This is a genomic window from Vibrio breoganii, assembly GCF_024346795.1.
Classification (GTDB): Bacteria; Pseudomonadota; Gammaproteobacteria; order Enterobacterales; family Vibrionaceae; genus Vibrio; species Vibrio breoganii.
On record NZ_AP024865.1, the window covers coordinates 104,727 to 122,633 of the forward strand.

19 protein-coding genes are annotated in these 17,907 nt (G+C 43.2%); 9 read left to right on the top strand and 10 right to left on the bottom strand.

From position 1 onward, the window contains the following. Positions 1-609: 609 nt before the first annotated feature. Positions 610-1,404: a hypothetical protein gene (locus OCU35_RS13735; protein WP_017028250.1), complete on the top strand. Its 795-nt coding sequence runs from the start codon at positions 610-612 to the stop codon at positions 1,402-1,404. 93 nt (positions 1,405-1,497) lie between these two features. Here OCU35_RS13735 and OCU35_RS13740 read toward each other — a convergent pair whose 3' ends face one another. Continuing rightward, positions 1,498-1,758, bottom strand: coding sequence for a hypothetical protein (locus OCU35_RS13740; protein ID WP_261826287.1), 261 nt, complete (start codon positions 1,756-1,758; stop codon positions 1,498-1,500). A gap of 381 nt (positions 1,759-2,139) precedes the next feature. Between OCU35_RS13740 and OCU35_RS13745 the strand changes: the two genes are divergently transcribed. Continuing rightward, a complete protein-coding gene (locus OCU35_RS13745) occupies positions 2,140-2,634 on the top strand; it encodes a YcxB family protein (protein WP_261826288.1) in 495 nt (164 codons plus the stop codon). Positions 2,635-2,900: 266 nt separating this feature from the next. Here the strand turns inward: OCU35_RS13745 and OCU35_RS13750 are convergent, their stop codons facing one another. Next, complete coding sequence (locus OCU35_RS13750; RefSeq protein WP_261826289.1) at positions 2,901-3,347, bottom strand: hypothetical protein; 447 nt, start codon at positions 3,345-3,347, stop codon at positions 2,901-2,903. 330 nt (positions 3,348-3,677) lie between these two features. Between OCU35_RS13750 and OCU35_RS13755 the strand changes: the two genes are divergently transcribed. Both OCU35_RS13755 and OCU35_RS13760 read left to right on the top strand, forming a co-directional pair. After that, the gene (locus OCU35_RS13755; protein WP_261826290.1) at positions 3,678-4,235 is read left to right on the top strand and encodes a porin family protein; all 558 of its coding nucleotides are present in this window, start codon (positions 3,678-3,680) and stop codon (positions 4,233-4,235) included. A gap of 376 nt (positions 4,236-4,611) precedes the next feature. After that, complete coding sequence (locus OCU35_RS13760) at positions 4,612-5,877, top strand: DUF5666 domain-containing protein (protein ID WP_261826291.1); 1,266 nt, start codon at positions 4,612-4,614, stop codon at positions 5,875-5,877. Positions 5,878-6,026: 149 nt separating this feature from the next. On the opposite strand, the gene OCU35_RS19190 is transcribed toward OCU35_RS13760, so the two are convergent. From OCU35_RS19190 to OCU35_RS13770, 3 genes are all read right to left on the bottom strand, one after another. After that, complete coding sequence (locus OCU35_RS19190; RefSeq protein ID WP_315972634.1) at positions 6,027-6,251, bottom strand: GDCCVxC domain-containing (seleno)protein; 225 nt, start codon at positions 6,249-6,251, stop codon at positions 6,027-6,029. Positions 6,252-6,341: 90 nt separating this feature from the next. Beyond that, positions 6,342-7,109, bottom strand: coding sequence for an RluA family pseudouridine synthase (locus OCU35_RS13765; protein ID WP_261826292.1), 768 nt, complete (start codon positions 7,107-7,109; stop codon positions 6,342-6,344). 325 nt (positions 7,110-7,434) lie between these two features. Continuing rightward, positions 7,435-8,310 (bottom strand): 5'-methylthioadenosine/S-adenosylhomocysteine nucleosidase, encoded by an 876-nt coding sequence (locus OCU35_RS13770; RefSeq protein WP_102543208.1) that lies wholly within the window; start codon positions 8,308-8,310, stop codon positions 7,435-7,437. A 395-nt stretch (positions 8,311-8,705) separates the two neighbouring features. Between OCU35_RS13770 and OCU35_RS13775 the strand changes: the two genes are divergently transcribed. The 3 genes from OCU35_RS13775 (at position 8,706) to OCU35_RS13785 (ending at position 11,709) form a co-directional block, all read left to right on the top strand. Next, positions 8,706-8,936: a DUF3622 domain-containing protein gene (locus OCU35_RS13775; RefSeq protein ID WP_026012860.1), complete on the top strand. Its 231-nt coding sequence runs from the start codon at positions 8,706-8,708 to the stop codon at positions 8,934-8,936. 220 nt (positions 8,937-9,156) lie between these two features. Next, positions 9,157-10,401: an NADH:flavin oxidoreductase/NADH oxidase family protein gene (locus OCU35_RS13780; protein WP_137000939.1), complete on the top strand. Its 1,245-nt coding sequence runs from the start codon at positions 9,157-9,159 to the stop codon at positions 10,399-10,401. A 264-nt stretch (positions 10,402-10,665) separates the two neighbouring features. Further along, positions 10,666-11,709, top strand: coding sequence for a DUF1254 domain-containing protein (locus OCU35_RS13785; RefSeq protein WP_065598282.1), 1,044 nt, complete (start codon positions 10,666-10,668; stop codon positions 11,707-11,709). A 161-nt stretch (positions 11,710-11,870) separates the two neighbouring features. Here OCU35_RS13785 and OCU35_RS13790 read toward each other — a convergent pair whose 3' ends face one another. The 3 genes from OCU35_RS13790 to OCU35_RS13800 all read right to left on the bottom strand — a co-directional run bounded on the left by OCU35_RS13790 (position 11,871) and on the right by OCU35_RS13800 (position 13,771). Continuing rightward, a complete protein-coding gene (locus OCU35_RS13790) occupies positions 11,871-12,185 on the bottom strand; it encodes a helix-turn-helix domain-containing protein (RefSeq protein ID WP_017028235.1) in 315 nt (104 codons plus the stop codon). Continuing rightward, complete coding sequence (locus OCU35_RS13795) at positions 12,172-12,504, bottom strand: type II toxin-antitoxin system RelE/ParE family toxin (protein ID WP_017028234.1); 333 nt, start codon at positions 12,502-12,504, stop codon at positions 12,172-12,174. The genes OCU35_RS13790 and OCU35_RS13795 overlap by 14 nt, the downstream gene beginning before the upstream one ends. Before the next feature lie 382 nt (positions 12,505-12,886). After that, the gene (locus OCU35_RS13800) at positions 12,887-13,771 is read right to left on the bottom strand and encodes a LysR substrate-binding domain-containing protein (RefSeq protein WP_261826293.1); all 885 of its coding nucleotides are present in this window, start codon (positions 13,769-13,771) and stop codon (positions 12,887-12,889) included. A gap of 201 nt (positions 13,772-13,972) precedes the next feature. Between OCU35_RS13800 and nagE the strand changes: the two genes are divergently transcribed. After that, positions 13,973-15,433: an N-acetylglucosamine-specific PTS transporter subunit IIBC gene (gene nagE / locus OCU35_RS13805; RefSeq protein WP_017028232.1), complete on the top strand. Its 1,461-nt coding sequence runs from the start codon at positions 13,973-13,975 to the stop codon at positions 15,431-15,433. A gap of 236 nt (positions 15,434-15,669) precedes the next feature. On the opposite strand, the gene OCU35_RS13810 is transcribed toward nagE, so the two are convergent. After that, positions 15,670-16,599, bottom strand: a complete 930-nt coding sequence (locus tag OCU35_RS13810; RefSeq protein ID WP_102360358.1) for an NADP-dependent oxidoreductase — start codon at positions 16,597-16,599, stop codon at positions 15,670-15,672. Between the two features lie 72 nt (positions 16,600-16,671). Further along, positions 16,672-17,094: an organic hydroperoxide resistance protein gene (locus OCU35_RS13815; RefSeq protein ID WP_017028230.1), complete on the bottom strand. Its 423-nt coding sequence runs from the start codon at positions 17,092-17,094 to the stop codon at positions 16,672-16,674. Positions 17,095-17,223: 129 nt separating this feature from the next. Here OCU35_RS13815 and OCU35_RS13820 point away from each other — a divergent pair, with 129 nt between their 5' ends. Then, positions 17,224-17,661, top strand: a complete 438-nt coding sequence (locus OCU35_RS13820; RefSeq protein ID WP_198590674.1) for a MarR family winged helix-turn-helix transcriptional regulator — start codon at positions 17,224-17,226, stop codon at positions 17,659-17,661. Positions 17,662-17,907: the final 246 nt, after the last annotated feature.

A 17,907-nucleotide genomic window follows, 5' to 3' on the forward strand; every position in this document is an offset into this window, starting at 1 on the left:
TGGCCTAATTCAATTAAAAATACTTCCTACCTGAGTCCGCTGTATCGTCACCCTCGAGCTTCCAGGCTCGTCACCCCCGAGTGCTTTTATCGGGGGTCTAAGTAATTCGGCAGTTGAAGAGGTCTCCGATAAGAGACCTCGGAGACGACGGTTTATTGTGTTGAAGGGGCTAACTCCCGATACGCGTCACCCTCGAGTGCTTTTATCGAGGGTCTAACCAGCCGTGAAGTTGAAGAGGTCTCCGATAAGAGACCTCGGAGGCGACGGTTTCTTTGTATTTGAGCCAAACACATCCTCACCATCGACACCTAATTAGCGTCACCCCCGAGCGCTTCTATCGAGGGCCTAAACAATCCAACCAATGAATAGGTTCCCAATAAAACACCCCGCAGACGACGGTATATTTGCACTCTCCTAGCCGTCAACCTCGTAAAAGCAACATATCTAAAGTGAATAGCACATATAAATACAAAGAATTAGTCTCTTCTAACTTCATGACTTACACTATGCGAGATCAATTCTCGGAATTGTTCCTCTCTAGAGCCTAATCTCCGCTGGCTTCTTCCCTTTATTTTCTATGAGCATGTGAATCTTCACAGGAGCCCACTAATGCGTAAATTATCCACGAGCTTAATTATTCTCTTTGCTGGTTTGAATGCCACAAGTGTGCTCGCAGATACCTCAAACACGACAGAAGAGGGTACTTCTAGTCGTTCAGAGTCTAAAAAGGATATTTACGACAACGAGAATAAGCACGTCGATGACCCAACTCGCGTGGTGACAAAACTAGGGTTAGCGGGCGACTACAACTTTGAATCTGAAAAGTTTGGATACTCGATCTCCGGCTCTATTGGCCTCAGTGACGCACAGAAAATCAACCTCAGATATCACCCAGATAGTGAAGAGTGGACGCTAGGCGGCTCATGGTTGTTTAACTTTGGTATTGTGAACTTCAACTTCGGCAAGAGCGAATATGAAGACGGTTCCAACTTCAACAACTACAGCGTCGGGACATTTGTACCCCTTTCATATTTCGGTATAGAACCTGCGGGTTGGCAGATCTTCCCAATGGCAGGCTTTAACTACACCGATGGTGAAAGACCACTGAATGAGGGTGAGCCAGACTTTGACCCATCGAACCCATACGTATTGCACCCTAGTGACAGTACCGGTGGTTACCTTGGTTACTTCTCTTTAAAGCCAGTCACAGAAGAATTTACCGTGATTACATTCGCAGGCGCTTCAGTAGGCTCTGATGACTACTTTGGTTACTGGCTTGGCGCAGGTATGGGGTACAAGTTCACTAAGAAAGACTCTATCAACTTGCTAGGCATTGTGACTGACAATGATTACGGCGCTGAACAGAAGATCATCCTTGCATACAGTCACACTTTCTCTGATTAGATACAGACTGAACCCATTCACTTTGCTCGCACAAAGGAAAGTGATAGATGGAGATATATTGATAAAGGGGCGATAGAATGCCCCTTTAAACATCTACTGATGTGTCTCGCTTTCACGGTACTGAATACACATTGCTTGTGCTTCAGTGTTCTCTTGGATGTCTTCGTGTTCTCTGAGTTCTAAGTAGAGTGCAATACACTGCTTAGATGCGAAGGTTAACTCTGTTTTGTTTGGGCTTGCTACTGTTAGTTCAATCCATTGTGGGTCTGGTTGAGGGTGTTTAGCTTCCGTGGTTTGGAAGCTATCAGAGAGTATGGTTCCTTGCTCCCAGAGTACCTGTGTATTTAACATCAAGTTAAAACTACGTGTTGGTAGTTAGTGCGGTAAAATCAACGCAGCATTACAGTATCGTTTGAAATGAATTTCGGTGCAATAAAAATTAGTAGAGTAAAGGTAGTAATTCATGTTCGCCCCACCACGAACTGGCTCACATGGGAAGCTCATATTCTCCTCCGGGTTATTTGCCTATCACGCTTTGAAAATAGCCTGGGAAGTTGATTCACCGCACCACAATATAGACCGATTTGTTCCGTTGAATACGACAGACCCTAAGTGTTTTTGATTTAAAAGAAGACCAAAATAGCTAAAGAAAAGCGCCAAGAAGCTATACAATGCTCGAGTTGCGAGATTCCAATATAGAATACTCATTCACCGAGAGCCTTAAAGTAGCCACATATGTCTAAAGATTTTGATTTCACCACAGAGTACACGCTCGACAAGACCTTTTTTGCTGAGTGTTATGATGAAACTAGCCGTCCTCCTAATGTTCTAAAAGACTATCTAAAAGTGGTTCTTTTTCTAGTTTTTGGTGTGGTTCTATTAGAGTTTGAGCTACTACCTAACGGCTATGTGGGTTGGTTCTTTATTGTGTTGAGTGTTATTGAAGCGTGTAGTGTTTATTTTAAGAGAGGCTGGTGGTTGTGGCGCCAAACGTTCAGTGCGAGCGCTGGCACTAAAGTGACATTTCAAGTGAAGTCTAGCGGTATGAGTTACAAAAACGGCAACAACACCAATAACATCGCCTGGGGTGAAATCGACCAACTTCAACAGAGCGATTTAGGGTTTATCCTCCATATGGGTAAGCAGCGCCAATATATCAGTAAATCTTGCTTAAATGATGAAGCGATCGCATTCATTGTCGAGCAGCACGCACAGTCAAAAGCGAACTAACATCAATACGTGAGAAATAGAAATGCTCAGACGGATACGGTCAGAGCATTCATTCTCGTTGTAAAACGAATTTCCCTTCAGTAGATTCAGATACTCAAAGAAGACGTGCCGTCATTCCTTTGAAAAAGGGAATCTACTGTTTGGGATAGTAGCGTGGGTAGGAAGAAATCGTAGCAAGGTTTCTGTCCAAAAGTGAGTTTCAATATCCAATTAGTGCGTCTTTTGTAACTGCAAAGGCAACCCTTAAACCCCCAATAATTTATAACCTATGCACCGTCTACGTGACCTCGACAAGTGAATCGTTCTCCGTCAACTCCAGTGATGTCGATTGAATAATTCAGATCATATCCATTGCCTACAATGTCTTGCTGCCCTTCAGTTTCTGGGTCGCTCATTCGCTTTGTGAACATGGCACAAACTTGCTCATTCCCGTGCCAAGGAGAGTCCTTCATCTCATGACCTACAGCGACAACATCCATGTAGGGCTTGCCTGTTTTTGACGCCTTTGGAGGCGCGATGGTGGTCTCCATCGATGTGTATTCGATACCTTCGATCTTGCTGCTTGCTTCTTCTAGTTGGTCTTGAGTAGCAGTCGTGTGGATTGGTTTAGTCACTAGTAGACTTGCGGCCTTAAGTTTCATGGATGTGCAACCTGTCATGGCTGTGATAGACACTAGGATGAAAGATAGCCCGACTTTTTTAAAAGTATTCATTGCTCTATTTAGAACCTTATTGCTGTGTAGAGAAGAGATTAAAGTTAATGCTATCGAACGGTCGATCCTTGGATTTCCGTAACGATCCATTAAATGCTAATCCTGGAATATGCACCCTGCACAGGTTTCAAAATGACAAGTATGTTTGCACTTTTCGCAGCTAAGGCATTGATCACCGTTCTAGCCTTGTGCTGGCGGTAATCCATAGAGCGAGTCCCTATAAAAGGTGAACAACTCAAAAGTAACTGTTCATGTTTTTCCTTATATGGATTCTTAATATGAGCCGCCAATCATACCGGCAAGCTAATTATTTACACTGAAGGTACCACCATGAAATACATACTCTTAGGCTTATCAATTGTCGCACTATCAGCAAATGCTTTTGCTGGTGAGGCTCAACAAGAGGAAAGTTCTGGCCTATTCCATCTTAACGGTGTCGCTGTTACTGCGGGTTATGCAATGGCTACGCCAGATACAATGGATTCTAGGCTTAACGGTTGGTCTTTCCAGATTAATCAGGATATTAACGAGAACTTCTCTATCAGTACTGGTTTTGCCGATGTTAGTGGAACTGAAACATCAAACGTACACCCTAAAACCGATGTTGATGTGTTTGAAACTAGATTCGATTTGAAGGCAGGGCAATCATTTCACCCTAGCAGCTATGTAACGGTTCATCCGTACGTTATGGGTGGTGGTGTGATGGCAAAGGTTGACGCTAAGAGCAGTAGTGGAAGCGATAGCGATTACAATTTCGGCGGTGAGGTTGGTGCAGGTTTAAGTGTCGCCATTCAGAAGCACTTTGTTATCGATGCGAGTTATAACGAGCAATTCATTGAAGGTACCAAAAACGGCATGCTAGTAACTGAAGTTGGCTACAAGTTCTAACCTCAGCACAATCTCGACATTAAAAGTGCGCATGCCAGGCTTTGCTTAAATTTGGCGACACACCAAAAGCCGTTAGTTGGTATTGAACAACAGTAATAATCCAGTGCAGATAGGTACTTTGCACTGGGTTTTTGTATTGGAGCTAGTTGAAAGAAGATATAGTTCTTTACGTTTGCAGTTAATCCTTCACTCCCTAAATAAGCAATGTGATGTATTTAGTACTATCCAAAGGTATTTAAAAAAGCTCAGCTATACCACATTCTGCTTAAGAATGAGTTCCCTTCCCCTCAGCTGATTTGATTAGATGCTCTCCGATAATAGCCCACAGGTGAGCTATAATTTGGACAGAATACATGCGTTCATATGGGACAGAATCATGAAAATCACGATGGCAGTTTGTGGGCTCCTAAGTACATTCTTTCTTGCCGGTTGTGGCGGTTCTGACGGGGACTCTAGCGGGACATCAGGAAGTACCACCTCTTATACCGCACGTGGCATGGTCGAATCTGTTTCTCTGGAAAATAATCAGTTTGAGGTAAACGGTCGACAAATAGAGTTGGGGGCTGAGCAACTTCAATATTTAGATGATTCATTGTCAATATCACTGCTAACCACAGGGCAAATGGTAGAGGTCGTGGTACTAGAAGATAATTTAGAAGCGATTTATCTACTACCTATCAATGTTGGAAGCGTAACGTCTAATACAAATGGCAAGCTAATCGTGAATGGCATTGAGGTTGAATATGATGATTCTTCCATTTCAAGTGATGATTGGGTCATGATATTTGGGTATGCGTTACCCGATTTGTCGTGGGATATTACCAATGTCACCTCGGTATCAAACGCGAGCCTTGCCGAAATTGAAGGGAAGATTACCAGCTTAGATACCAACAGCCAGAGCTTTGTTCTTGGTGGAATTAACGTCGACTATAGTAATGCATTTGTTGATGGAGCCGCTCCTGCCTTGGGGATGTGGGTTGAGGTGTACGGTGAATTTTCCAATGGAATATTTGTTGGGTCAAAAGTGGATCCTAAAGATGATGAAGAATTAAAGGGACTAGAGATTGAAGGCGTCGTGACGTGGGTTAGCAGCTCAAATACGCAGTTCGAACTGTCCGGTGGAGCACTTATCAATATTAGCAGTGCGACTCAATTTGATGACGGTTCGATAGCTAACTTGGTGGTTGGCGCGCTGGTTGAAGTCACTCTATCAGAGACCTCTGACACCCTCGACGCTTTGGAAGTGGATTTTGAAAGTGAACTCGATTTTGATTCTAGTGAATTGGAATTTTCTATTGAGGGCGAAGCGAGCTACGCAGATGGTGTCGCGACGATCAATGGTTTTGATTTTATCATTGATGCAACCACAGAGTTTGAAGATGGTATCTCAGTGAATACATTAAACGGCTCTTGGGTTGAGCTAGATGGTTATTCGACTCAAAATCAATATTGGGTTAAGGAAGTTAAACTAGAAGACAAAGACAATGAAATAGACCTAGAAGGTAGAGTCACCGCAGATATGATCTGGGGTTATACCGCGAGTGATACATCACTAGCTCAATTTGAAGATCAGTGGGTAGACATTTCTTGTGACCGTTCTGCATTGAATGTGCTTACTCAATGTCAATTGGATTTAGATTAGATCCCTTGTAAAAAGGGTCACATGACAAATAATTGCCTAACTTATTGTTAGATTTAATAGGTTTGTTGAAAATAAAACGTATGTGGAGAGTTTGCTTTATATGCACTCCCCTAGGGCCTTATCAGTCTACAATTTTTTGTTGATTTTTATTAGCAGCATCCTTTGCCTTTTTCAGATGGATTTTTCTGTATAGGAGGGCAAGGTACAGTGCCATAAGAGCAATAAACGCAACAGTCCCCTTGTTTCGGCTTTAGTAGAGTATGGCATTTTTCACACTCATAAAACCACTGGCAAGCGTTGGTTGGCATTATTTCAGTTTTTTTATTGCCACAGTGTGGGCACGTTAATTCAGACTCTAAGACGATATCCATCATTATTCTGTCGCTATTTAGGCGTTTGTATAGGTTTTTCTTTATTAAATTTATTATAAGCCCGAATCAAGGAATTAGTGTGCCGGCTATAGCTTAAAACGGATTTGGGCTATGTCCATGCATAGCCTCACCAGTGGTGGGGTGAGTAAAGTAAATGTCGCTGGCATGTAGCATTAAGCGTTGAGATAACTCTTCTACTTTAGAGTGGTTTTCTTGGTCATGGCTACTGTTTAGATCTGCGTTGTTGTAAAGATCGCAGCCTAAAATTGGGTGGCCGAACTCAAGGCTATGGATACGCAGTTGGTGAGTGCGACCCGTAACAGGGGTGTATTGCACCAGCGTTCTAGGAGGGTTAGCCAAGCGACCCATGACTTGGTAGTCACTAATGGCGCTTTTGCCTGAATCGTGGCAGATCTTTACACGGGGAAACAGTGTCTTATCTTTAGCAATAGGGGCTGATATTTGGCCGCTATCCGCTTCAACCCAACCCGCTAACATGGCTAAGTATCGCTTTTGCACAGTACGTGCCTGAAACTGCTGATTAAGGCTCTTTGAAGCTGCAGGGTTAAGCCCTACCACCATAACACCAGAAGTCCCCAAATCTAGTCGATGAGGCAGTTTTGCATTCACAAACGACGGTGTCGCTTTTTCTACTTCGGTAGCGTCTTGACCGTTAACGAGACGGTAGTGCACCGAATCCCAATTGAGTGGGTTTTTACCTGATAAACTTAACAAACCACTCGGCTTGTTAATCAATAAAATGTCATCATCTTGATACAGTATCTCTAGCCTAGCCAGACACGTTGGCGCTACAAAGTTATCAATAATTACATTGGTTGTAGAAGAGTCCGATTTAGACATTTAAGAGACCTGATGTGATAGACGTGGGACGGTTTAAGTCGCAGTAGATGAGCTCGACTGGCCACTACTTTGTCGGTAAACCAATGGCATTGCAATAGAAGATATTCTGTTAAACCTTGCAGTCTCTATAAATAGACCAACCTGATACAAATAGGCATGTTTAGAGACTATAGGAAGGCCATCAAGAAGAGAATAACGTCATTATATCAAACTGGGTAAGTGGTTATTGAGCTTCTTCATTGAATAGACAGTACTGATGGGGACCATATCGCACATAAAAAAACACCCCGCATAGTGCGAGGTGTTGGTCATTTCTTCTGTCGACTTACAACGTTGAGATGTAGTGAAGAATGATCTCTTTAACAAACTTCTGGCAATCAGCCGCTGTTGAAGGGTCGTATTTACCATTGTTGGTTAAGTTGTTTGATAGAACGCGAACGCCAAGGAATGGAATGCCGTAGGCATCAGCAATCATTGCTGCAGATGACGTTTCCATTTCTTCAACGCTTGTGCCGAAGTTGGTGTGTAGCCATGTCATGCGGTCAATTTCATTGTTCCAGAAGTTGCCGCTACCAATGGTGCCTTCGACGACTTTTCCGCGAGTGTAAGTGCTTTTAACGGCATGTGCAGAAGCAAGTAGCTCGCTGTTACCCATGTAGTAGCGAATCTTCTCAGCGTCTACCGCTGCATCACCTTCACCGGCGCTTTCTTCTGAAGCCATGATATCCATAGGGATCCAGTTCATAGAGTCAGAACCTTCGCCAGCCGCAAGCTTAGGTGTTTTGAAGTTATTAGAGTTTACTGAGCGCTTACCAAGTACGATATCACCCACTTGTAAAGAAGGATCGTGACCGCCTGATGTTCCTTGGCTGATAATAGCGCGTGGTCTGTAGCGTTCGATACCGACAGCTGTTGCTGCTGCCGTGTTTTCTAGACCTTTACTCGTTTGAGCAACAACAATGGGATAGCCATTCAAATCGCCTATGTAAAACTTAGCATTACCTGCTTGCTCCATTCTCACATCAGTCAGTAGTGATGCAAAGTACTCAGCTTCAATAGGCATTGGGCCTTGAATCATGATCGGTTGCATTGGCGCTGCGTGAGATTCAACGCTGACGCTTTTCATTTCGCTTGCGTTTGCCACAGGAATAATCGTTAACGTTGCCATTACAATCAATGCTTGTTTTATCAATTTAAACATACTGCCTCTAAGTGATATCAATATCAGGTGATTAATGGCGCGGAATCTATCATGACGCAAACGTTTGCGCAACTCGTAACTATGCAATTTTACACACATGGTTTTTGGTTACTGCCGACCCGACTTTAGTAGCAAATAGTGAAAGAAATGTATCGAGTTCATTTCATTAATGTATTTTCGCTTTAGAGTTCTGGCGAATCTTCCAGATTGGCGAATAGTTAACCCGATAAATAAATACATTAAAGCAGGCTTCTATGTTTTAATGGCGCCCTTCCAATAGATGGTATTATCTACGAATGCCATCTATAGTGTTCAACCAAGCTAGCTTGTGTTGGCAATACGCTTGGGAAGAGCGTTTTAACCCAAGTAATGAAAAGATTTTTAGAGAATTACATATGTCTGATAGTAAAAAATTCACGGTACGCACTATTGAAAAGCGTAATGGCTGGTGTGCCGAGATTGTTCGCCAAGTGACATCTCGCAGAACAACTGTTTCTAAGAGAGAAATGGGCTTCGAAACTGAAGCGCAAGCACAAGCTTGGGGCGAGAAAGAGCTAGAGGGTTTCGTTAAAACCCAAGTAGAGCGTAACAAACGTAAAGCCGCTGATCGTAAATCAGAAGATTAAGCACCGCTCTAACATAACAAGCTTCAGCTATCGAGTCAGCGAAACCTTCGCTGACTTTTCTTTATCTAAGACATCAAATTTGATCGTCGCAAACACTTATTAGCCTCTTCTTACCTACTTATCCAACAAGCTCAAACATTGCTTATTATGCTCGGAAGTATGTGCAAAATAGAGCATACTGCACGCATCATACCAAGATTATCTAATTGTTAGAGCAAGCATGAATTCAATCGATCTCAGTAAACCTTTTACCCTTACCAATGGTCAAGTCATTAAGAATCGCCTGTTTAAATCAGCGATGAGTGAGCAGCTTGGAGATAAGCAGCATAACCCGACCTCGGGTATAGCAACCCTATACCAACGCTGGGCTAAAGGCGGGATTGGTCTATCCATTACGGGCAATGTCATGGTGGATCGAAGTGCCCTTGGTGAACCGAAAAATGTGGTTCTCGATGAGCAAAGCGACTTGTCGCTATTTACTGAGTGGGCGAGTGCTGGAAAGCAAAATGGCTCGCAGATATGGATGCAACTCAACCACCCAGGCAAGCAAATTCCCAAGTTTCTTTGTGATAAGCCGGTAGCGCCTTCTGCTATTTCATTGGGTAGTGGTTTGGAGAAAGGCTTTAATACTCCGCGCGCATTAACTGAAGCGGAAATCTTTGAGATTATTAATAAGTTTGTCACTAGTGCCAAGCTTGCAAAGCGTGCGGGTTTTACTGGAGTGCAAATCCATGGCGCTCATGGTTATCTAGTAAGTCAGTTTCTATCATCACGCCACAATCAGCGAGATGATCAATGGGGTGGTTCATTAGAAAATCGACTTCGATTTGTACTAGAAGTGTATCGCGCCATACGTAAAGAGGTTGGCGATGATTTCCCTGTAGGGATCAAGCTCAATAGCGCTGACTTTATGAAAGGCGGCTTTACAGAAGAAGAGTCGATGCAGGTGGTGCAGGCTTTAAGTGAAAATGGTATCGACCTTATCGAGATCTCCGGTGGTACTTATGAAAGCCCGTCTATGATGGGTTCTAAGAATAAAAGTGAGCCCGTGAAAGCCAGCACCATAAAACGTGAAGCCTATTTTATGGATTATATGGTTAAGGTGAGAGACTTGGTGAGCACGCCGCTGGTGGTGACGGGGGGCTTTAGAACGGCGCCAGCGATGAATGAAGCACTGAATACATCGGCCACTGACTTTATTGGTATTGCTCGAACCATGGCTGTAGACCCTGATTTCCCAAACAAACTAATCGAAGACCCTCACTATGGAATGCCTCTGACCGTTCCTACTACGGGTAAGCCTGCGCTCGATAAAATGGCGATGGTTGGATTGGTATGGTACGAGCACCAAATGTGGCGTATTGCTGATGGCAAAAATACCGACCCTAAATTAAGTGCGCTCGGAGTGGTGATCAAAACCATTTTAAGTGCTGGATGGCATACGTTCAAAAAGCGTAGGGCGTAGATAAAGTCGAGATCCTGGGCCCTGGGTTCTAGGATCTTGTCACCATCTCGGTATGCGTAAAATATATATCAAGAATTCCATGATATGCATTTCATTTATTATTGATATTGTAAATGGGAATTTGTGATTCCCCTCAGTACACCATAAACTCTTTCGTACTTGCTGAGACAATGATTGTAATTCATTGATAAGCATAAAATTTGAATCAACCGTTTTTATACAGTGGTTGCATTTTTACTTAGAAAGAATTGAGGTATTGAATAGATGAAAAAATTTCTACTAGCACCAATCGCGATAAGTATCCTAGGTATGTCAAATATGGCATCTGCTGAAGTGAATGTTAATCGAGACAACTATATTCAAGCTGAAACTTCTAAGTACTTTGCAGTAACTGAAGCAAAAGCAACAGATGGCGTAAATAGCTGGAGACACTTCCGTACGCCACCATTGACTGAAGAACAGCCAATCGTGCGCATGAACCGTGACACAATCTACTCCACTGCAGTAGTTGATACGGAAAAAGGCGCGACAGTGACGCTACCTGACTTTGGTGACCGTTTTGTAATGGTGCAGTTTACTGATGAAAACCACCAAACTTATGACATGGTTTACACCAAGGGTAATGAAACGCTAGAAGTGCCAAACTCGACAAAATTCATGTTCGTGATTGTTCGTACTTACCTTCCAAACCTTCATGATAAACAAGAAATTGCAGAGCTTAATAAGCTGCAAGATCAGTTAGTGATCAAAGCGGGTTCAAAAGATGACTACCCAATCTTTGGTGGCTACGACTTGCCAACGCTCGCGGCAAAGCTTGAGCCAGTGAAGAAAGAGGTTTTGACTGAAATTGCCGTTGAAGGTGTTGCTGACTCTGAGAAGATGTTCGGTACAGGAGAGTACACAACTGCAGAAAAGCGCATCCAAGGTGCAGCTTACGGATGGGGTGGGGCGACGTTTAAAGATAACATCTATCAATACTCGCCTAACTTTGAGTCAACGCAGTGTCACTCAGTGACATTTGAAGACCCTAAAAACAAAGGCTTTTGGTCATTCACCGTCTACAACGAAGATGGCTTCATGTTCAATGATGATGCAAGCACCAACAGTGGTGTAGCTCAGCCAAATGCAGATGGTACATACACTGTATACTTTGGGTGTGATGAAGAGAAATACGGAGCTAACAATATTCCGTTAGATGGCTTACAAGAGGGTCAAGAATGGAACGTGCTAGTGCGTCACTATGCACCAACGACAGAGTTCCTGTACAAGGACATTGACCCGAGCAAGGGCATCACTCTAGTAAAGTAGTAATGACTCAAAACTCTTAGTGTAAAGACCTGATTATTCAGGTCTTTTTTATGTCATTAGTTATGTGATTATGAAATACGTTTTTGTACATAAACGATTTACGATTACTGAGCTAAACCGTTTCTATCAGATTAGAAACAGTATCTTAAATCCTTAAGCGCTTATAGTTCAGCGATATGAGACAGAGTTTCAGGATGACGCTGAACCAATTTTAGAAGGGTTACCGCTTGTCCATTTGGTGCGCTACGCCCTTGTTCCCAGTTTTCTAGTGTACGAGATGATGTATGCAGCAAACGCGCAAACACACCACGCGACATATTAAACTGCTCACGAATACTCACGATTTCATCAGGTGAAATATCTAGCTCACTGATATTGTTAACATGATGAGTTTTAAGGGTTAGTTTACCCTCGGAATGCTCTTGAGCCTCAACAAGAGCTGAACTTAACTCTGCAAATAGATCACGATTGCTCATTACGCCACGCCTCCATAAAAGCCTTTAGTTGTTTCTTTTGGTCTGCGGTTAAATCGGACATTTCATTCTTGCCATAAATTGTCAGTAAGTAGAAACGACGTCTTTCATCGAGGAAGTAATAGATAACCCGAGACCCGCCACGCTTGCCCTTACCTTTACTTGCAACTCGAATCTTTCGCAAACCACCTGTACCCTGAATCACGTCCCCTTGTTTTGGGTTAGACATTAACTCAGCTTGAAAAAGCCTAAACTCATCATCACTTAGATATTCATTGCGATACTTTTCAAATATGGTTGATTCGACAAATATACTTTTCATACGCAAAGTATACGTAAGTAACGTACAGATGGCAAAACTATACGTGATTAACGTAGTCGTAACTTTAAGATGGTGGATCTGACCTGAGCTATATCGGCTTTAGACAGAACTTTCCCGTATTCTTATTCTACCTATTTTGCTGTTATCCATTATTAAACCCATTGGGTATCAAAACGTTATGTGAAAATAAAGAAAAAATCAGGAAAAACCACGTGAAGTATCTGCGCAGAATGGAGTTCGAATGAGTAACATCCTCCACACTAGTTCAATGCATTGTTGCTAACGAAACGTTTATGAAGTCGTTATTCAATTGAATCACCAACTACAAACAAGCTTCCGACTCAACAGGTGGCGTTACACCTCATATGGCACATAACATAAACTACTGTTCTAACTCACTTTTTACCCACTGAATAAAGGCCGCTATTTTCGGTCTATCTTGCATGCCTTCTACACAGAGTAACGCGTAGTGCTGTTTAGTCTCCATAGCAGAGAAGGGGGCTAACAGTTCTCCGGATTCGATGGCATCTGTTATAAACCGCAGTCTGCCAATCGCAACCCCAACGGAGTGCTTAGCGGCGTCCACGGCCAAACCCTGCTGAGAAAATTGGTAACTGTGCTTCAGGCAATCAATATCGCATCCGACCGAATCTAACCAGCGCTGCCAAGCAGTTGAGGGCGTTGAGTGCAAAAAATTCACCTCTTTTAGTCCTTCATGGCCCCGTTCTAATAGGCGATATTGTTTCGCATATTGTGGGGAACACACAGGCAAATACTTCTCTTCAAATAGTGGCATAGCGTATATGTTTGGCTGATGATAATCGCCATAGTAAAACGCGACATCAAACTCTTGCGTCGCCAGATCCAACGCTTCCTCATTGAGTTTCATCACCAAGTTCAGCTGTGGGAACGCTTTCTGAAACTGTCCCAGTCTTGGTACTAACCACTCTTTGGCAAAGCCAGGAGCGGTTAAGATCCTTAACTCTCCGGTTAAATCAGAAGACTGAATGCTGTCAATTTCATTAAAAATGCTAGAAAGCGAGCGCGATAAGGTGGAATACAAGCGCTCACCTTCAGGTGTCAACGAAAGCTGTCTTGTGCCTCGAACAAACAGATTAAAACCGAGCTCTTTCTCTAGGCCTTTAATGCGATGACTAACCGCACTTTGCGTTAAATGCAGTTCGTCAGCGGTGCGCTTAAAGCTCATGTTTTTCACAGCAATATTGAAAGTGTGCATGTTCCTTAGCAATAACTGTTTGGTATTCATATTGCCTCATAGGTGAAATGCTTTCATCTATAGTAACTTTTTTTTCGTTTGTCTGGATAGCTGAAATTAGGTCAAATGTAGCCATGTTAAAGAGTAAATTGCGCCTAAAGAAGTTAATTTCAATTAGAAAATAAGATTCAAGCGGCGATATAGACACCACTATAACTAAATTTTTTTAATCTATAACGTAAGGTCTACAACATGAACATTCTCGGTTACATGCAGAAAGTAGGTAAAGCATTGATGGTGCCTGTCGCCACCTTGCCTGCGGCTGCCATCTTAATGGGTATTGGATATTGGCTTGATCCAACCGGTTGGGGAGCAGATAGCGTTCTGGCTGCATTCTTGATTAAGTCGGGTGCTGCCATCATCGACAATATGGCGGTGCTTTTCGCAATGGGTGTTGCCTTCGGTCTCAGTAAAGACAAGAACGGGTCAGCTGCACTTTCCGGTTTCATCTGTTTTCTTGTTTTAACGACCTTGCTAGAGCCTGGTAGTGTTGCCCAGTTGCTCAGCGTACCAATTGAAGAAGTGCCCGCAGCCTTTGGTAAGATCAACAACCAATTTGTGGGTATCTTGCTCGGTATCATTTCAGCGGAAATTTATAACCGCTACTCAACGGTTGAACTGCCAAAAGCGCTAGCCTTCTTTAGCGGAAAACGCCTTGTGCCTATCCTGACTTCTATTGCTGGCATGGTAATGGCGTTTGTTCTGATGTACCTATGGCCGGTAGTTTACGATTCACTGATCATCTTTGGTACTAAGCTACAGTCGCTAGGTGCGGTTGGTGCTGGCTTGTTTGGCTTCTTTAACCGATTAATGCTAACTGTGGGTATGCACCACGCATTGTATCCAGTGTTCTGGTTTGATGTGGTGGGTATCAACGATATTCCAAACTTCCTGGGTGGTGCTCAGTCGATTGCCAATGGCACAGGTATCCCTGGCACAACGGGCATGTATCAAGCCGGCTTCTTCCCTATCATGATGTTTGGTCTTCCAGCTGCAGCGTTGGCAATGTATCACTGCGCTGATGCTAAAAATAAGAACAAGACGTTCTCGATCATGCTGGCTGCTGCAATGGCATCATTCTTTACCGGCATCACAGAACCTCTAGAGTTCAGCTTTATGTTCCTAGCGCCAGTGCTTTATCTAATTCATGCGGTTCTAACGGGCCTATCACTGTTCATTGCCGCAAGTATGCAATGGATGGCTGGATTTGGTTTCTCGGCAGGCTTTGTAGACTTTGTACTTTCAAGTCAGAACCCACTTGCGACTCAGTGGTACATGTTAATACTGCAAGGCATCGTGTTCTTTGTGCTTTATTACTCTATTTTTAGATTCGCTATCATCAAGTTCAACCTAAAAACACCGGGTCGCGGTGAAGATGATGAAGAAGAAGTAAAAGAACAAAGTATCGAAGGTTTAACGGTGAGCTACATCGAAGCGATTGGTGGCAGGGACAATATTGTTGAAGTCGATAACTGTATTACTCGCTTACGCCTGACAGTAAAAGATTCATCACTTGCAGATAAGAAAGCGTTACTTGCCTTAGGTGCGGCTGGCGTCGTACCAATGGGTAAGAGTGGTCTTCAAGTTATTGTTGGGCTTGGCAAAGTCGACAAAGTTGCTAGCCAAATGAAAATAGCCTTGGCGAACGCATAACAGAGTAAACGTCCAGTAAGTGAGCTTTATCCAAGACTCGCTTACTGGATTCCCCCGAAGTGCAGATATTTAGTCAGCGCAAGTTATTGCGTTTCTGCACTTCACTTTTTTTCTACACCACCCCACAAAATCATCAACCACATTACAAGCATCTACTCATAGTGAATCCGTTCTTATCGTGCAGTGTATTGTCAGCAACTTAGATAAGTCACCAATCAGATTATCGTAAAGAAAGCTTAGCTTACTTCTATACCAATCTTACCTCGTGTACGACCTGATTGGCTTTGAAGGTGAGCATCAGCAATATTCTCTAGTGGGAAGCGGTGCTCTACGAACGGGCGAAGCTGATCAGATTCAACCAACTTATTAAGCTCAGTAAGAATGCGTGCGCTTGGTTGTATGAAGACAAATGCGGCTTGTACATTGTGCTCTTTTGCTGTCTCTTCACTTGGTGGCTCAACAACAGAAACCATCATGCCATTAGGCTTAAGTAACGACCAAGATAGTTGCTGCACTTCTCCGCCCATTGTATCGAGAACCACATCAACCGGTGAAATCTGTTCACTTAACGGTGCTTTAGAGTAATCAATCGCTTCATCTGCACCAAACTGAGTTAATAGTTCAAGGTTTGCTGATGATGCGGTAGCAACAACTGTTGCGCCTTTGGCTTTGGCTATTTGAATCGCGAGGTGACCAACACCACCCGCACCAGCATGAATTAGGACTCGTTGACCCGTCTGGATATTGGCGACATCGACCAAGCACTGCCATGCAGTAATACCCGCAAGTGGAAGGGCAGCAGCTTGTACAAAATCGAGTTTAGTCGATTTTAATACCGCTTCATCTGCTTTAACTGCAATGTAATCAGCGTAGCTGCCATCACGCGCAATATCGGGGCGGCTAAAGACTTCGTCACCTACAGAAAACTGACTGACATTGCTGCCTACTTGAGTAACGATACCGGATACATCCCAACCTAGCGTAATAGGCAATGCGTAAGGGATGAAGTCTTTCAAATAGCCTTCACGAATCTTCCAATCAACAGGGTTGATAGAGGCGGCTTTTACTTGAATTAGGATGTCATCGTTATTAATTGTTGGTTTATCAATCTGCTCTAACTTCAATGTTTCAGTGCCACCATATTGGTGGATTCGTACTGCGCGCATAGGATGTCCTTTTTAATTAACTATTCTTTTGAACAGGCAACTCGCCTAGTTTTCTATCGGTTTATTGTGGGATTAAACGGCTTGACCATTCACCGACAGTTTTACATCGATGTTGCCACGAACTGCGTTTGAGTACGGACAAACTTGGTGGGCTGTTCTTACTAATGTGAAGGCTTGCTCTTGGTCTAGATCTAATTCAACTGATAACGCTACCGTCAATGCAAAACCGCCGCTTGCATTTGGACCAATACCTACAGTTGCGGTAGTCGGAGCAGAACTGATTTTAATCTTCATTTCTTTAGCAACGTGTAATAGAGCATTTGAGAAACACGCAGAATAGCCAGCGGCAAAAAGTTGCTCTGGGTTGGTTGCACTGCCAGTACCACCCATTTCTTTAGGGTAACTTAGTGCAACGGAAAGTAGGTTGTCGTCAGTAGATACTTGACCGTTACGGCCTGCTGTTGCGGTAGCTGAAGTAGTGTATAGCGTAGTCATTGTTGAGATCCTTGAATTTAAATTGATAGCAATTAGGTTGTGCGCAATCTAATTTTGAATTCATACTAATTGATAAAATCTAAGTGCGCAAGTATATTGTGCACAATGTAATTGCGGGGCGAGATGAACATGAGCGATCAAGATGAATACCTAAAGCTAGACAATCAGGTGTGCTTTGCACTTTATAGTGCGTCAAATGCAATGGGCAGAGCTTATCAACCCTTGCTTAAAGCGCTTGACCTTACCTACCTTCAATACATCGTCATGATGGTGCTTTGGGAACAAGAAGAAGTGAATGTGAAAACGTTAGGAGAGAAAACTCATCTTGATTCTGGAACGCTAACACCACTGCTTAAACGCCTAGAAGCAAAAGACTATGTGCGCAGAACGCGAAGTAAAGAAGATGAGCGAGTGCGTGTGATTACATTGACACCAGCAGGTGTAGACTTGAAACAGCAGGCACAACAGGTGCCTGTAGAGATGTTTTGCCTTTCAAAGATGGATGAACAAGAACTTACGCTTTTGAAGAAACAGTGCGAACAGTTGCTGGCAAACTTGCAATCATAAGTCATTGAAAGATTAATTTAAGCCCAGGTCTTATTTACAGTTTTCAGGCTTTTCTAAACATCTGTATTGGTTTTTCTGGGTTGAATTTGAATTTGAAGTTGCCGGATTGCTTTGGTGCTTGATACGGCAACTACAAATTTAGTGCGACGTGTTTGATCCCTCGCGATACATAGCCGGTTTAATATCTAGAAATGCATGCAATTGAGGCAAAGGAGTTTTTGCTTGCCGGTATTTGATAGTCCACTA

Bases quoted from the DNA above. Each gene is read 5' to 3' on its own strand.
- OCU35_RS13785 (WP_065598282.1), top strand. From the start codon at position 10,666: ATGAAAAAATTTCTACTAGCACCAATCGCGATAAGTATCCTAGGTATG.
- OCU35_RS13820 (WP_198590674.1), top strand. From the start codon at position 17,224: ATGAGCGATCAAGATGAATACCTAAAGCTAGACAATCAGGTGTGCTTT.
- OCU35_RS13815 (WP_017028230.1), bottom strand. From the start codon at position 17,094: ATGACTACGCTATACACTACTTCAGCTACCGCAACAGCAGGCCGTAAC.
- OCU35_RS13800 (WP_261826293.1), bottom strand. From the start codon at position 13,771: ATGAATACCAAACAGTTATTGCTAAGGAACATGCACACTTTCAATATT.
- OCU35_RS13750 (WP_261826289.1), bottom strand. From the start codon at position 3,347: ATGAATACTTTTAAAAAAGTCGGGCTATCTTTCATCCTAGTGTCTATC.
- OCU35_RS19190 (WP_315972634.1), bottom strand. From the start codon at position 6,251: ATGATGGATATCGTCTTAGAGTCTGAATTAACGTGCCCACACTGTGGC.
- nagE (WP_017028232.1), top strand. From the start codon at position 13,973: ATGAACATTCTCGGTTACATGCAGAAAGTAGGTAAAGCATTGATGGTG.
- OCU35_RS13745 (WP_261826288.1), top strand. From the start codon at position 2,140: ATGTCTAAAGATTTTGATTTCACCACAGAGTACACGCTCGACAAGACC.
- OCU35_RS13755 (WP_261826290.1), top strand. From the start codon at position 3,678: ATGAAATACATACTCTTAGGCTTATCAATTGTCGCACTATCAGCAAAT.
- OCU35_RS13770 (WP_102543208.1), bottom strand. From the start codon at position 8,310: ATGTTTAAATTGATAAAACAAGCATTGATTGTAATGGCAACGTTAACG.
- OCU35_RS13780 (WP_137000939.1), top strand. From the start codon at position 9,157: ATGAATTCAATCGATCTCAGTAAACCTTTTACCCTTACCAATGGTCAA.
- OCU35_RS13790 (WP_017028235.1), bottom strand. From the start codon at position 12,185: ATGAGCAATCGTGATCTATTTGCAGAGTTAAGTTCAGCTCTTGTTGAG.
- OCU35_RS13765 (WP_261826292.1), bottom strand. From the start codon at position 7,109: ATGTCTAAATCGGACTCTTCTACAACCAATGTAATTATTGATAACTTT.
- OCU35_RS13735 (WP_017028250.1), top strand. From the start codon at position 610: ATGCGTAAATTATCCACGAGCTTAATTATTCTCTTTGCTGGTTTGAAT.
- OCU35_RS13775 (WP_026012860.1), top strand. From the start codon at position 8,706: ATGTCTGATAGTAAAAAATTCACGGTACGCACTATTGAAAAGCGTAAT.
- OCU35_RS13795 (WP_017028234.1), bottom strand. From the start codon at position 12,504: ATGAAAAGTATATTTGTCGAATCAACCATATTTGAAAAGTATCGCAAT.
- OCU35_RS13760 (WP_261826291.1), top strand. From the start codon at position 4,612: ATGAAAATCACGATGGCAGTTTGTGGGCTCCTAAGTACATTCTTTCTT.
- OCU35_RS13810 (WP_102360358.1), bottom strand. From the start codon at position 16,599: ATGCGCGCAGTACGAATCCACCAATATGGTGGCACTGAAACATTGAAG.